The sequence below is a fragment of the Glaesserella sp. genome, assembly GCF_041817755.1.
Lineage (GTDB): Bacteria > Pseudomonadota > Gammaproteobacteria > Enterobacterales > Pasteurellaceae > Glaesserella.
The window spans coordinates 41,421-54,955 of the sequence record NZ_JBGYBX010000010.1 but is presented as its reverse complement, the minus strand read 5'-3'; the positions used below and the strand labels follow the sequence as shown (position 1 = coordinate 54,955).

11 protein-coding genes are annotated in these 13,535 nt (G+C 44.8%); 6 read left to right on the top strand and 5 right to left on the bottom strand.

What is annotated here, in order from left to right:
* Nucleotides 1-2,397, bottom strand: a 2,397-nt coding sequence (locus ACEYKX_RS00855) for an ESPR-type extended signal peptide-containing protein (RefSeq protein WP_373780356.1), incomplete at its 3' end; no start/stop codon positions are given.
* Between the two features lie 241 nt (nucleotides 2,398-2,638).
* Here ACEYKX_RS00855 and ACEYKX_RS00850 point away from each other — a divergent pair.
* Nucleotides 2,639-3,148, top strand: coding sequence for a peptidylprolyl isomerase (locus ACEYKX_RS00850; RefSeq protein ID WP_373780355.1), 510 nt, complete (start codon nucleotides 2,639-2,641; stop codon nucleotides 3,146-3,148).
* 101 nt (nucleotides 3,149-3,249) lie between these two features.
* Here ACEYKX_RS00850 and gdhA read toward each other — a convergent pair whose 3' ends face one another.
* Nucleotides 3,250-4,590 carry an NADP-specific glutamate dehydrogenase gene (gene gdhA / locus ACEYKX_RS00845; RefSeq protein WP_373767481.1) on the bottom strand — a complete coding sequence of 447 codons (1,341 nt, stop codon included), beginning with the start codon at nucleotides 4,588-4,590 and terminating at the stop codon, nucleotides 3,250-3,252.
* 230 nt (nucleotides 4,591-4,820) lie between these two features.
* Between gdhA and ubiG the strand changes: the two genes are divergently transcribed.
* A complete protein-coding gene (gene ubiG / locus ACEYKX_RS00840; RefSeq protein ID WP_373767480.1) occupies nucleotides 4,821-5,534 on the top strand; it encodes a bifunctional 2-polyprenyl-6-hydroxyphenol methylase/3-demethylubiquinol 3-O-methyltransferase UbiG in 714 nt (237 codons plus the stop codon).
* 50 nt (nucleotides 5,535-5,584) lie between these two features.
* Here ubiG and ACEYKX_RS00835 read toward each other — a convergent pair whose 3' ends face one another.
* Complete coding sequence (locus ACEYKX_RS00835; RefSeq protein WP_373767479.1) at nucleotides 5,585-5,815, bottom strand: YceK/YidQ family lipoprotein; 231 nt, start codon at nucleotides 5,813-5,815, stop codon at nucleotides 5,585-5,587.
* Nucleotides 5,816-5,939: 124 nt separating this feature from the next.
* Between ACEYKX_RS00835 and leuB the strand changes: the two genes are divergently transcribed.
* Both leuB and ACEYKX_RS00825 read left to right on the top strand, forming a co-directional pair.
* Complete coding sequence (gene leuB, locus ACEYKX_RS00830) at nucleotides 5,940-7,016, top strand: 3-isopropylmalate dehydrogenase (protein WP_373767478.1); 1,077 nt, start codon at nucleotides 5,940-5,942, stop codon at nucleotides 7,014-7,016.
* A gap of 258 nt (nucleotides 7,017-7,274) precedes the next feature.
* Complete coding sequence (locus ACEYKX_RS00825; RefSeq protein WP_373767477.1) at nucleotides 7,275-8,345, top strand: transferrin-binding protein-like solute binding protein; 1,071 nt, start codon at nucleotides 7,275-7,277, stop codon at nucleotides 8,343-8,345.
* 56 nt (nucleotides 8,346-8,401) lie between these two features.
* Here the strand turns inward: ACEYKX_RS00825 and dcd are convergent, their stop codons facing one another.
* Both dcd and udk read right to left on the bottom strand, forming a co-directional pair.
* Nucleotides 8,402-8,986, bottom strand: a complete 585-nt coding sequence (gene dcd, locus ACEYKX_RS00820; RefSeq protein ID WP_373767476.1) for a dCTP deaminase — start codon at nucleotides 8,984-8,986, stop codon at nucleotides 8,402-8,404.
* A 12-nt stretch (nucleotides 8,987-8,998) separates the two neighbouring features.
* Nucleotides 8,999-9,652 carry a uridine kinase gene (gene udk / locus ACEYKX_RS00815; protein ID WP_373767475.1) on the bottom strand — a complete coding sequence of 218 codons (654 nt, stop codon included), beginning with the start codon at nucleotides 9,650-9,652 and terminating at the stop codon, nucleotides 8,999-9,001.
* 113 nt (nucleotides 9,653-9,765) lie between these two features.
* Between udk and ACEYKX_RS00810 the strand changes: the two genes are divergently transcribed.
* Together ACEYKX_RS00810 and sucA are read left to right on the top strand one after the other, a co-directional pair.
* Entirely contained in the window at nucleotides 9,766-10,404 is a 639-nt protein-coding gene (locus ACEYKX_RS00810) for a LysE/ArgO family amino acid transporter (protein WP_373767474.1), read from the top strand.
* Nucleotides 10,405-10,648: 244 nt separating this feature from the next.
* Nucleotides 10,649-13,456 carry a 2-oxoglutarate dehydrogenase E1 component gene (sucA, locus tag ACEYKX_RS00805; protein ID WP_373767473.1) on the top strand — a complete coding sequence of 936 codons (2,808 nt, stop codon included), beginning with the start codon at nucleotides 10,649-10,651 and terminating at the stop codon, nucleotides 13,454-13,456.
* The last annotated feature ends 79 nt before the right edge of the window (nucleotides 13,457-13,535 follow it).

Here is a 13,535-nt window from a genome sequence, read left to right as displayed (position 1 = left end):
ATTGAGAGCCGTTGATGCGGTATTTGATGCACTTGTTGCCGTTGAATGAGCCCGAGTAGCGACATCACTTGCCGTATTCGCCGTACTGCTTGCGCTGTTTGCGGTAGATAATGCATTCCCTGCTGTCGCATTAACCGTTTCCAATTGTCCTTTATTCACTGCATCCGTGAGTTCACGCCCCGGGGCAACATTGGTTAGAATATTATTTCCCATATTCACCGATGTTGTTCCGGTCAAATCAACACTACCTCCAATAACGGACAGACCTGCTTTTGCAGTTAATAAGCCTGCTGTAGACAATTGCCCGCCAATTGTTGCAGCACCTGTGGTAATCAATGAGTTAGTTTCGACTGTATCTGCCGTCACCTTGATAAAACTTGGTGAGTCATTCACTGCGATGCTAAAAGTACTTCCGGCTTGTGTGAGATTAATATTTTTACCTGCATTTAATGTAACTGTTTCGCCCATCTCGATTTGCTCTAAACGGCTATCGACATTAATCGCACCACCTTCACTGCTGGTTCCTTGAATATTCCATCCCAAATCAATTTTTGCTAATGCACTGTCGGCTTTTGTATTTGCAGCTACTGCTGTAGTATTTGCCCTATCAGCGGCTTCCTCTGCCAAAATCGCTGCCGAATTTGCCGCTCTCGCCGTTTGATTCGCATCATTTGCAATAGACGTAGCTCGATCTGCTTTGCTATCCGCATTATTTGCCGCATCAAGTGCCGTTGTCGCAGTATTTGTCGCGCTATCTGCGGTTAATTTGGCTTGATTCGCCGTATCCCGCGCAGTATTGGCTGTAGCTTCTACCGAGTCCACTCTTCTGTCGGTGGTATTGAGCTGCCCTTTATTAACCGCATCCGTCGCATTAACCCCGGCCATAACTCCGGTAACAATATTATTTCCCATATTCACTGACGTTGTACCACTAAAATTCACGGCACCGGATGTCACCCGCACGCCATTGTTTGCCGTCAAGGCTCCGCCAATGGTCGCATCTGCGGTTGTCGTTAATGAGGTAAATGTTGGCGAGTCTACGGTTTTGATGGTGATCGTCTCACCTACTTGAGTAACATTGATATTCTGCCCTTCTGCAATTACAACGGTATCGCCCGGGTTGATCAGTGATTCATTTTGAGTATCGCTATTGGCTCTTAAAGTAAAACCGGAGCTATTAATCGCTGAAGCGACTGTATTTGATGTCACTAATCCGTCATTGCCAAGATTAGAGACAACTTTTCCGTTAATATTCGCCAATGATTTTGTAACCACGTCAAATTTAACCGTTGAGCTATTTTCACCATCAGTAACGACTGCGGTAGTATAATTGCCGTCAGTAAAATTCACCTGTCCATTATTATTGATACGGGAAACGGCATTGCCGTTATTTTGGATATTGAAACCGGTATTTGTCGCTACTTGATAGAGCTGACTACCATTGATCGCATCGGTGGAATCGGCAGAAATTCTCCCTGCCGCTACATGTTGAATTTGACGCTCCGCCCCCACTTTTCCGACGGAAACTGCACCGTTTGTCGAACTAGGTTGCCCTGCGAAATTTGCTGAGTTTGTGGATGAACCGTTATCTGCATTATAAGCATAATTTACGGCATTGCTGGTATTGACTGCGGATGTCGTCGAGTTTGCTCCTAATGCCACGGAATTGGCATGCGCCGCATTTGATTGGCGTCCAAGCGCAATAGCATCTGCCGCACTCACGTTTACGGCATAGCCGATACCGATGCTGTTAACGCCGGAAACATTAGCTCTATATCCAATAAGGCTAGCATTCGCAGAATTATCTGCAATCTTACTCCAAGAAGCTAATAATGTTGCATTAGTCGAACTATTCCCAATAGTATTTGCGATCCCCATTCCGGTAGAATACGCCGAGTATACTTTTGTGGTATCACCAAGGGCTTGCGAATAGTTTCCCTGAGCAATCGAGCTACGCCCGATCGCAAAAGCGCCTTGACCGTTAGCCGATGAATTAGAACCTAATGCAATAACATAGTTTCCGCCTCTGGCATTCGCATTGGCGCCAATTGCCAACGCATAACTACTTGCAGCGCTTGCGTTATAACCAAGCGCTAAAGCTTCCAATCCACTGGCATTACTGAGATCTCCCACTGCAGTGGAGTTCGCTCCTGTACTTGCCGCCCCGCCTTTAACGGCATAGCCTATCGTAGAAGAATCATTTCCGCCTATCGCAACAGATGCCGCCAAAGCCTCACTACCACCGGCACCACCAAGAGAGAGCAACGTCATCATGGTTATCGTATTGACTTTTCTGATATTTTTCGATTTTGTTTTGCTCTTTGACTTGGTCAATTCCGATACAACAACGAACGTCCCTGTTGCAGCATTCCAAATCACTTTGTAAATCTTATTCATAAACCACCTCAAAGATCTAAATGAATTTATACTTAAATATAATTTTGACAAAAATTTACCAAATGATATACAAAACACAATCTAATTGCAATAAGTTTAGCAAACAAAAGAAACGCTGTAGATAAGAGTATTTTCCGTATGGCGCACAAAAATTTAGCCATTGTTTAGCTGATTTGCTTTTTTTACATTAATTTTGCTATTATCGTCCGCCTTATTTACCCTATCGATTTAAGGAACATTTATGATTACCCTGCATACAAACTTCGGCGACATCAAAATCGTATTAAACTTTGACAAAGCACCGATTACCGCACAAAACTTTGAAACCTATTGTAAAGACGGCTTTTACAATAATACAATTTTCCACCGTGTGATTGACGGTATTATGATTCAAGGCGGCGGAATGGAAGCCGGTTTGATCGAAAAGGCGACCCGCGCACCGATTCAAAACGAAGCCAACAACTGTTTAAGTAATAAGCGCGGCACCATTGCTATGGCTCGTACTTCTGATCCGCATTCCGCTTCATCCCAATTTTTTATTAACGTGGCGGACAATACTTTTTTAGATTACCGTTCAAAAGAAATGCATGGTCGTGAAGTGGTACAAGAATGGGGCTATGCCGTATTCGGTGAAGTGGTGGAAGGCATGGAGGTGGTTGATAAAATCAAAAGCGTGAAAACCGGCAATAAAGGCTTCCACCAAGATGTGCCGAAAGAAGATGTGGTGATCACGTCGGTAACCGTCGAATAACGGACGATTTGTAAAATTCAAGCCGAAACCGACCGCTTGTAAGCCATAAAAAAGCCCGTGTCAGTTCAACCGACACGGGCTTTTTATAGCATTAAGCGAGATTAGATAACGCCTTGTTCCAACATTGCCGTTGCCACTTTTTTGAAGCCCGCAATGTTTGCACCGTTGACGTAGTTCACATAACCGTTGCCTTCCGCACCGTTTTCCACACAGTTTTGGTGGATATTTTCCATGATACCGAATAAGCGTTGATCCACTTCTTCACGGCTCCAAGAGAGGCGGATTGCGTTTTGACTCATTTCTAAACCTGAAGTCGCTACACCGCCCGCATTCGAGGCTTTGCCCGGCGCGTAAAGGATTTTCGCCGAAATAAACACTTCAACCGCACCTAATGTAGAAGGCATATTCGCCCCTTCCGCCACACAGACACAGCCGTTTTTGAGTAAGGTTTTCGCATCTTCCGTATCCAATTCGTTTTGGGTTGCGCAAGGCAACGCCACTTCACAAGCTACACCCCACGGTTTTTGACCGTCGAAATATTGGATGCCTTGCTCTTTGGCATACACGGATAAACGTTCACGACGTTCGTTTTTCAATTCCAATAACGCCGCTAATTGCGCTTCGGTCATACCGCTTGCCGGGAATAGCACATAGCCGTTTGAATCCGAAACGGTTAATACGCGACCGCCTTTTTGGATCACTTTTTCCGCCGCATATTGCGCCACGTTACCGGAACCTGAAATCACCACGCCTTTGCCTTCAATGCTTTGACCACGGGTATTCAACATGGATTCGGCGAAATAAACCGTACCGTAGCCAGTTGCTTCAGGACGAATCAAGCTACCGCCCCAAGTTAAGCTTTTACCCGTTAAAACAGAGGTGAACTCATTACGTAATTTTTTATATTGACCGAACATGTAGCCGATTTCACGACCACCTACGCCGATATCACCTGCCGGTACGTCGGTATCTGCACCGATATGACGGAACAATTCGCTCATAAACGCTTGGCAGAAACGCATCACTTCCGCATCGGATTTGCCTTTCGGGTCAAAATCCGAACCGCCTTTACCACCGCCCATCGGCAATGTGGTTAACGCATTTTTAAAGACTTGTTCAAAGGCTAAGAATTTTAAAACGCCTAAATCTACCGTCGGGTGGAAACGGATACCGCCTTTATAAGGGCCGATCGCCGAGTTCATTTGTACACGATAACCGCGGTTTACTTGTACTTGACCTTTATCATCCACCCAAGTGATGCGGAAAGAAATTACACGCTCAGGCTCAACGATACGCTCTAATAAACCTTGTTGGGTATATTTCGGGTTTTTCGCCAAGAACGGGGCAAGACTACCGAACACCTCTTCAACCGCTTGGTGGAACGGCGCTTGGTTCGGGTCACGTTGTTTGATTTTTTGGAAAAGGGCGTTTAAGTCGCTCATTGTTATTCTCCGAATTAAAATTAAAGATGTTATGTTGACTGGGGCGAAGTCTAGCAGGCAATTTCTAATTTGCAAACAAAAAAATTAAAAAAATTCATCCAACAAATTAAAAAAACTAATCGATTGGTTGTTTTTTAGGCTTTTTGTATGCCATGATGTCGATGGATTTCGCCCATTTTGCCGAATTTACGTTAGAATGCCGCCACTGACCATTCACCCTAAGGCATATCATGAGTAACGTTGATCAACACGAAATCGCAAAATTTGAAAAAATGGCAAAAACTTGGTGGGATCCGCAAGGAGACTTTAAACCGATTCACCTGCTAAACCCGTTGAGATTAGCTTACATTAATGAAAAGTCCGGCGGATTATTCGGCAAGAAGGTATTGGACGTCGGCTGTGGCGGCGGTATTTTAAGCGAATCGATGGCACGTCTCGGCGCAACGGTCACCGGTATCGATATGACCTCGGAACCGCTCGCTATCGCTAAACAACACGCCGAACAAAGCGGGTTACAAATCGATTACCGACAAACGACAATTGAAAATTTTTTACAAGATCAGACCGCTTGTCATGCTGAAAAATTTGACGTAATTACCTGCATGGAGATGTTGGAGCACGTCCCTAAACCGTTATCGGTTATTCAAAGCTGCCAAGCGTTGCTTAAACCGAACGGGAGATTATTTTTTTCCACGATTAATCGGACGTTAAAAGCGTACATGTTAGTGATTGTCGGAGCGGAATACGTGCTGAAAATGTTGCCGAAAGGCACGCATGAATTTGAGAAGTTTATCAAGCCCGCCGAATTATTGGCATGGAGCGATCAGGCGAATTTAAATTGCGATGAAATGGTCGGTTATCACTTTAATCCGCTGACCGAAAAATTTTGGCTGAATCGGGATGTGAGTTGTAACTATATTGCGACAGTACGACATGTAAAATAAATAGTTTGTAGGAGCGGACACACCGGTCCGCCCCGCAAATATTATGTTATCTAACGACTTAACGTCACGGGCAACATCAAGGTATCCAACACAAAACTTAACGGTAAGTCAATCACCGCGAACACACTTAATATCCCGCCTTCTTGAATGGCTTGGAAATCTTTACTCACTCCGGCATAGACCGCATAATCCCCTTCCGCCAAGCTGCTAATCGTGCCGCAAGCGGTGAGATTCGTGACAAAAATTGCAAAACACACCCATTTTATCCACTGTTTTTTCATGGTTTACCCAACATGTACTTAATGACGGCATATCATACCGAATAATTCACGAAAACCGATCCATTTCCGCTCAAAATGTTTTATATTACAGCCTTTCTTTATTTCAATAAATTGAGGAATTTATATGCAAAGTTACAACATTGCCGTTTTAAGCGGTGACGGAATCGGTCCGGAAATCATGGCACAAGCGATCAAAGTGCTTGATGCCGTCCAACAAAAATACGGTTTCAAGCTGCATTATCACCGCTATGATGTCGGCGGTATTGCCATCGACAACCACGGAAAAGCGTTACCCGATGTCACGCTAAAAGGTTGTGAAGCTGCGGATGCGATTTTATTCGGTTCCGTGGGCGGTCCGAAATGGGAACACCTTCCGCCGAACGAGCAACCAGAACGCGGTGCGTTGTTACCGCTGCGCAAACACTTTGCATTATTCTGCAATCTCCGCCCCGCTACGTTGTACAAAGGCTTGGAGCAATTCTGCCCGTTACGCGCCGATATTGCGGCAAAAGGCTTTGATATGGTGACCGTGCGCGAATTAACCGGCGGCATTTATTTCGGTCAACCGAAAGGTCGTGAAGGTGAAGGCGAGAATGAAAAAGCCTTCGATACCGAAGTGTATCACCGCTACGAGATCGAACGTATCGCCAAAGTGGCGTTTGAAACGGCAATGAAACGCACTAAACACGTAACTTCCGTCGATAAAGCGAATGTGCTAATGAGCTCAATCCTGTGGCGTGAAACCGTCAATGAGGTGGCGAAACAATACCCTGAAGTCAAACTCGATCATATCTATATCGATAATGCGACCATGCAGCTCATCAAACAACCGGATTTCTTTGATGTGTTACTCTGCTCAAACATCTTTGGCGACATTATCTCCGATGAATGTGCGATGATCACCGGCTCGATGGGCATGTTGCCTTCGGCAAGCCTGAATGAAAAAGGCTTTGGTTTATACGAGCCTGCCGGTGGCTCGGCTCCGGATATCGCCGGAAAAAATATCGCCAACCCGATTGCTCAAATTCTCTCTGCCGCCATGATGCTGCGTTACAGTTTCGGCTTGGAAGAAGCGGCAAAATCTATCGAAAATGCCGTGCAACACGTGTTGGCGGATGGCTATCGCACAGCGGATTTAGCCGATAAATCAACACCACTGTCCACGTCCGAAATGGGTGATTTAATCGCCAAATCCATTTAATACCGACGTAACAAGCGGTCGGTTTCGCCCAATATTTTGCAAATATTGAAAGAAAACCGACCGCTTGTAGTGTTTTATATCCGTTCCTCACTCAAAATTTAATTTTGCCCAACTTTTCCAAACTTTACATAAAAAAACGCTTGTCTACTGGTCTTTTATGTTTTTTTTCCTATACTCACAAAGACTTTTCCGCTTCACTCGAAAGGTATTCCGCCGTGTAAACGGCTTCATCAATGTTAAAAAAATGTAGGTGCTGTTATGAAACGCTTGGTCTTTTCTTTTCCTATTTCACTGATTTTGGCATTAACCGCATGCGGAGGCAGCGGTGGCAGCGGAAATTCCGCCGGTACTACCGTACAACCTGATACTACATCAACCACTAGTGCCAACCAAACGAATAATTCCTCAACTGTTTCTGAGACACAAAATACGGAAAATACTTCCGTCTCTACGGTTAAAAATGACACACAAAACGATCCCTATTCAGCTAATCCGTTAGGGGAAACCGCAGGCACTAAGGGATCAGACCCTAATACTGTTACTGAGCCTCCCGCGACCAATACGATCAGCGGTCACTATAATGAATTTGTTCAATTTACCGTTGCCGAACAGAAAGCCCATCAAGAGGTTATTAATCTTGAGGCAACGAGTGACCTTAATAAATTGAATATCGGCGAAACGACTATTGATTTGTTACCGGTCTCGGATAGCCATCTCACCGTTAAAACCTTTATTGATTATCCGAATATCTTTGTTAAAGAACCTAGAGATGATACCGACTCGAATGCTAACGAACCACTGAGGAGTACCAATTATATGACGGAGCTGCTCGTCGGGGCTGATTTGGAACATGTCCGCTACGGTGTTGTGTCGAACAGACTACGCGGCACGGTTGGTCCGGATATTGCCGCTACAGCTTTTGTGCAAGGTCACCAAACACCGTCAGACGCTGTGCCGACAATGGGGAAAATCAATTATTTCGGGCACGCTCTTGTCTATACCAATTCATGGATGAATACACCTTACGGAATTGAGCTTACTGCTGACTTTGATAACAAAGTAATTGAAGGTGATTTAGGTTTATGGAACTTTCTGCTTAATGACGGAGGAGCGGGTCCTTTCCAAGCCAAAATTACCGGAAATACCTTCCAAACCGAAAGAAGACAAGTTGCGCCTCACTCTATAAAATATGACGGTACACCGCTTATTCACGATGTCGTCGTCCAAGGTGCATTCTACGGACCACAGGCTGAAGAAGTCGCCGGTACGTTCTACTCCGGCTGGGAAGGCGGGGCATTCGGTGCGAAAAAAATCGAAGGTGATAAATAGACTTCAAAAAAACAGACCGCTTAACAAGCGGTCTGATCTTTTCCATCATTTGCAAATTAATCGTCTTGGTTGATACGGCTGAATACCGCACTTTGCTGATTTTTATATTTGGCATCTTTACGCGCATTATACGGGCGTTTTGCTTCGCCGCTTAAAATCTCAAAACTCAATGCGCCGATCGCCATATTCGGTCGTAATGCCAACGGCAATTTACCGGCGTTGAAAAATTCCAAGACGATTTTGCCTTCCCAACCCGGATCAATGCGGTGAGCAGTCACATGAACCATTAAACCAAGGCGGGCAAGCGAAGAACGTCCGTCCAACCAGCCGACGATATTTGCCGGTAATTTGACCGACTCTAACGTGGTCGCCAGCGCCAATTCTCCCGGATGCAGAAAAAAGGCATCGCCGTCTTGAATTAAAATTTCATCACTCATTACCGATTCAAGCTGTGCGGTCACTTCTTCACGCGGTCCGCTCAAATCAATGTAAGGCGTTGAATGTTCGCGAAACACGCGAAACGAATTCCCCAAACGCACATCAATGGTTGCTCCGTTGATTTTATCGTTTGACGGACGAGGTGTCAGACTAATAATGCCTTCATCCAAATAACGTTCAATATCACTATCGCATAAACGCATAACTTTCTCCGACTATTTTTTACCCAGCAGTTGTTTGATTTGGGCTTTTAGAATATTGATGGCAATACGGTTTTTTCCGCCTTTCGGAATAATAATATCGGCATATTGTTTTGACGGTTCGACAAACTGCAAAAACATCGGACGTACCGTCGTTCGATATTGATTAACCACGGATTCTAAGGTTCTCCCCCGCTCTTCCATATCTCTCTGTAAACGGCGGATAAAGCAGATATCCAGTGGTGCATCCACAAAAATAGACACATTGATTTCATTACGGATTTGCTCATCCGTCAGTAATAAAATACCTTCTAAGATGATAATGCGTTTTGGGGTGAAATGCGTGACGGTTTTTTTGCGGTTATGTTCGGCATAATCATATTCGGGAATGTCAACGGATTCGCCTTTTTTCAGCGCTTGGAGATGGGAAACGAGTAACGCATGATCCATGGAACTCGGATGATCGTAGTTGGTTTTAATGCGCTCTTCCATGGCTAAGTGGCTTTGATCCCGATAATACGCATCCTCCGAAATAATACCGATGTCATCTTGCCCCAATTCCGTTTTAAGTTCTTTATAAATCGTTGAAGCAATTAAACTTTTTCCGGAAGCCGAAGCGCCGGCAATGGCAATAACGATACAAGAGGCATTTTCGGTTGTTTGTGACATAACAAATTCCTTCAATTTAAGTTAGGCGGGATAAACTTGCGAATTATAACGCAAAATTTGCTAAATTCTCAGTATAATTGCACGTTTCGCTTATTTAGAGGATAAATTAAGTTATGAACAGTTTTTTGCACGGTTTTGTTGTATGCTTTGGATTGATTGTTTCTATCGGCGCACAAAACGCCTTTCTTTTAAAGCAAGGGATTTTAAAACAACACGTTTTTTGGGTAGCGTTACTCTGCTTTTTATGTGATGTGGCATTAATGAGCATCGGCGTACTTGGGCTTGGCTCACTGATTGCGCAATCCCCGCTCGCCAGTATGTTATTAGCACTGCTTGGCGCCGTCTTTTTATTGACTTACGGTAGTCGTTCTTTTATCAGCGCCTATCGCGGTACCAGTCAACTATTAGCAAAGCAAGAACAATCCAAATCCGCCTTGAAAAAAGTGATTATGATCACCTTAGCCATCACGTTACTGAATCCGCATGTGTATATTGATACGGTTGTGATTGTCGGCGGAATCGGCGGTACATTAAGCTTCGATGGAAAAATTCACTTTTTAATCGGTGCGCTGATTTGTTCTTTCTTATGGTTCTTTGGACTTGGCTATGGTGCCGGTTTACTTTCCCCTTATTTTGAAAAACGCAGAACCTGGCAGATTTTGGATTTTATCACCGGCGTAATTATGTATGTCATTGCCGTTAGCTTGCTTATTTATGTATTTCAAATAGGTACAACACTTCACATTAACTAGAAGAATATTATGAGATATTCCGCATTATCGTTGCTTAGGTTCCGATAACCCCCTTCTATTTGTTAATGATTTGTAAAAATAAGACTTATGTCACAGATTTCATTTTAAATTTCAGGCATAATTCGTATCAAAGTATTGCCCTGTATAGGCACTGTTTTCATGCAATGCTTTAAATCGCCACCATCAATATTCATAATGGTGAAACGTTAAATATTTGTAACCCCAGAAATAAGGTTAGGTCTTTATGCAACATAATAATTTTGATGAATGGATTGCATCAACCGCACTTGGCGGCGCAAATCAGTCTTATGTTGAAGAAATATACGAACAGTATCTTGAAGATCCTGAGAGTGTTGATGAAAGCTGGCAAGCTGTTTTTTCCCAATTACCGAAAACAACGGCAGTCGAGCAACCTCATTCCACCGTACGCAACTATTTTCGTCGCCTAGCCCGCGAAAACCGAGCGGAAGCCATTACAGTCATCGATCCTGAAGCCAGCGCCAAATTGGTTAAAATTCTTCAATTCATCAATGCATACCGTTTCCGTGGCCACCTTGAAGCCAAACTTGATCCCCTCAATTATTATCGTTGGAAGACATCCCAAGTGCCTGAATTGGACTACCGCCACCACGGTTTGACGGAGAAAGATTTAGAAGAAACCTTCAATATCGGTCGTTATGTCTACAACAAAGAAACCATAAAGCTTGGCGAACTTGCCGACGCGCTGAAAGAAACCTATTGCGGCAGTATCGGACTTGAATTTATGCATGTTCAAGATATGGAACAAAAAAACTGGCTCCAAGCCAAAATGGAATCCGTACTAAACAAGCCGCTGTTCACTAAAGATGAAAAAATCAACCTGCTTCAAGAGCTGACCGCCGCAGACGGGCTAGAACGCTATTTAGGAGCAAAATTCCCGGGGGCAAAACGTTTCTCATTGGAAGGTTCTGATGCATTCATCCCGATGATGAAAGAAATTATCCGCCATGCCGGTCGTCAAGGTATGAGTGATATCGTAATGGGCATGGCGCACCGCGGCCGTTTGAACTTATTGGTTAACGTACTCGGTAAAAAACCTGCCGAATTATTCGATGAATTTGCCGGAAAGCATGCCGATGATAATCGCACCGGTGACGTAAAATATCACCAAGGCTTCTCTTCCGATTTTGACGTTGACGGCAAACGCGTCCACTTAGCGTTGGCCTTTAACCCGTCTCACTTAGAAATCGTCAGCCCTGTCGTCATCGGTTCGGTACGCGCAAGACAAACGCGTATTCACGACAAAGAACATAATAAGGTCTTAGCGATTACCGTGCACGGTGACTCCGCCGTTGCAGGTCAAGGTGTCGTACAAGAAACTTTAAATATGTCAAATGCGCGCGGCTACAAAGTCGGCGGCACCATTCGTATTGTGATCAATAACCAAATCGGCTTTACCACCTCTAACCCGAACGACACCCGTTCTACCGAGTATTGTACCGATATTGCCAAAATGATTCAGGCACCGATTATTCATGTAAACGGTGACGATCCTGAAGCGGTCGCATTTGCCGCAAGAATGGCGGTGGAATATCGTTGCTTATTTAAACGAGATATTTTTATCGATTTAATCTCTTATCGTCGTCACGGTCACAATGAAGCCGATGAACCTTTAGCCACACAACCGATGATGTACGGCATCATCAAAAAACACCCGACACCGCGAAAAGTGTATGCGGATCGCCTGATTGCCGAAGGTGTCATTACCGGTGATGATGAAATTGAGATGATCAATCTCTACCGTGATGCGCTTGATAACGGCGAACGTGTTGTCGCCGAATGGCGTGAAATGGACACGGCAACGATGGACTGGCTACAATATCTCAACTATGATTGGACCGACGCTTACGAAAGCAAATTTCCGCAAGAGCGATTCTTAACCATTGCCAAACGCGTGTGTGAATACCCGGAAAGCGTTCGCCCTCATCCGCGAGTTGAAAAGATCTACAGCGATCGAAAAGAGATGTATAACGGTGAGAAATTGTTTGATTGGGGTATGGCTGAAACGATGGCGTACGCTACCTTATTGGACGAAGGTACGCATGTGCGCTTGTCCGGTGAAGATGCAGGACGCGGAACCTTCTTCCACCGTCACGCCGTAGTGCATAATCAAAACGACGGAACAGGCTATGTACCGTTAACCCAATTGCATGCAAATCAAGGGCGTTTTGAAGTGTGGGACTCGGTACTTTCTGAAGAGGCGGTGCTTGCTTTTGAATACGGTTATGCCACCACCGATCCGAAAACACTCACCATTTGGGAAGCACAATTCGGTGATTTTGCCAACGGTGCACAAATCGTGATCGACCAATTTATCAGTTCGGGCGAACAAAAATGGGGACGTATGTGCGGTTTAGTCATGCTACTTCCGCACGGCTATGAAGGACAAGGTCCGGAGCACTCCTCCGCCCGATTAGAACGTTATTTACAGCTTTGTGCGGAACAAAATATCCAAGTTTGTATTCCGTCTACACCGGCACAGGTTTATCACATGTTGCGCCGTCAAGCGATTCGCAAAATGCGTCGCCCGCTGGTCGCAATTTCACCGAAATCGCTCCTCCGTCATCCGCTAGCGGTTTCAACCTTAGAAGAATTGCTTAACGGTGAATTCCAAAATGTGATCGGTGAAATTGACAATCTCGCCCCGAAACAAGTCAAACGCGTAGTGATGTGTTCGGGTAAAGTTTACTACGACTTACTTGAAGAGCGCCGTAAACGCGAACAAACCGATATTGCTATTATCCGTATCGAACAGCTCTATCCTTATCCGCATGACGATGTGAAAAAAGCCCTTGCGCCTTATTCACATGTTACCGATTTCGTTTGGTGTCAAGAAGAGCCGCTGAATCAAGGGGCTTGGTATTGCAGTAAACATAATTTTGACGCTTCCATTCCGGATAATGCGAAGCTTAAATATGCCGGTCGCCCGGCATCGGCTTCCCCGGCGGTGGGTTATATGTCACTCCATACCAAACAGCAGAAACAATTGGTGGATGATGCGTTGACACTGTAGTTTTATAACTTCCCTTCCCCATTTGCAGGGGGACGGTACCAAAGGTAAAAGAGGGAGAATGCAAGCGGTGAGTTTTCGC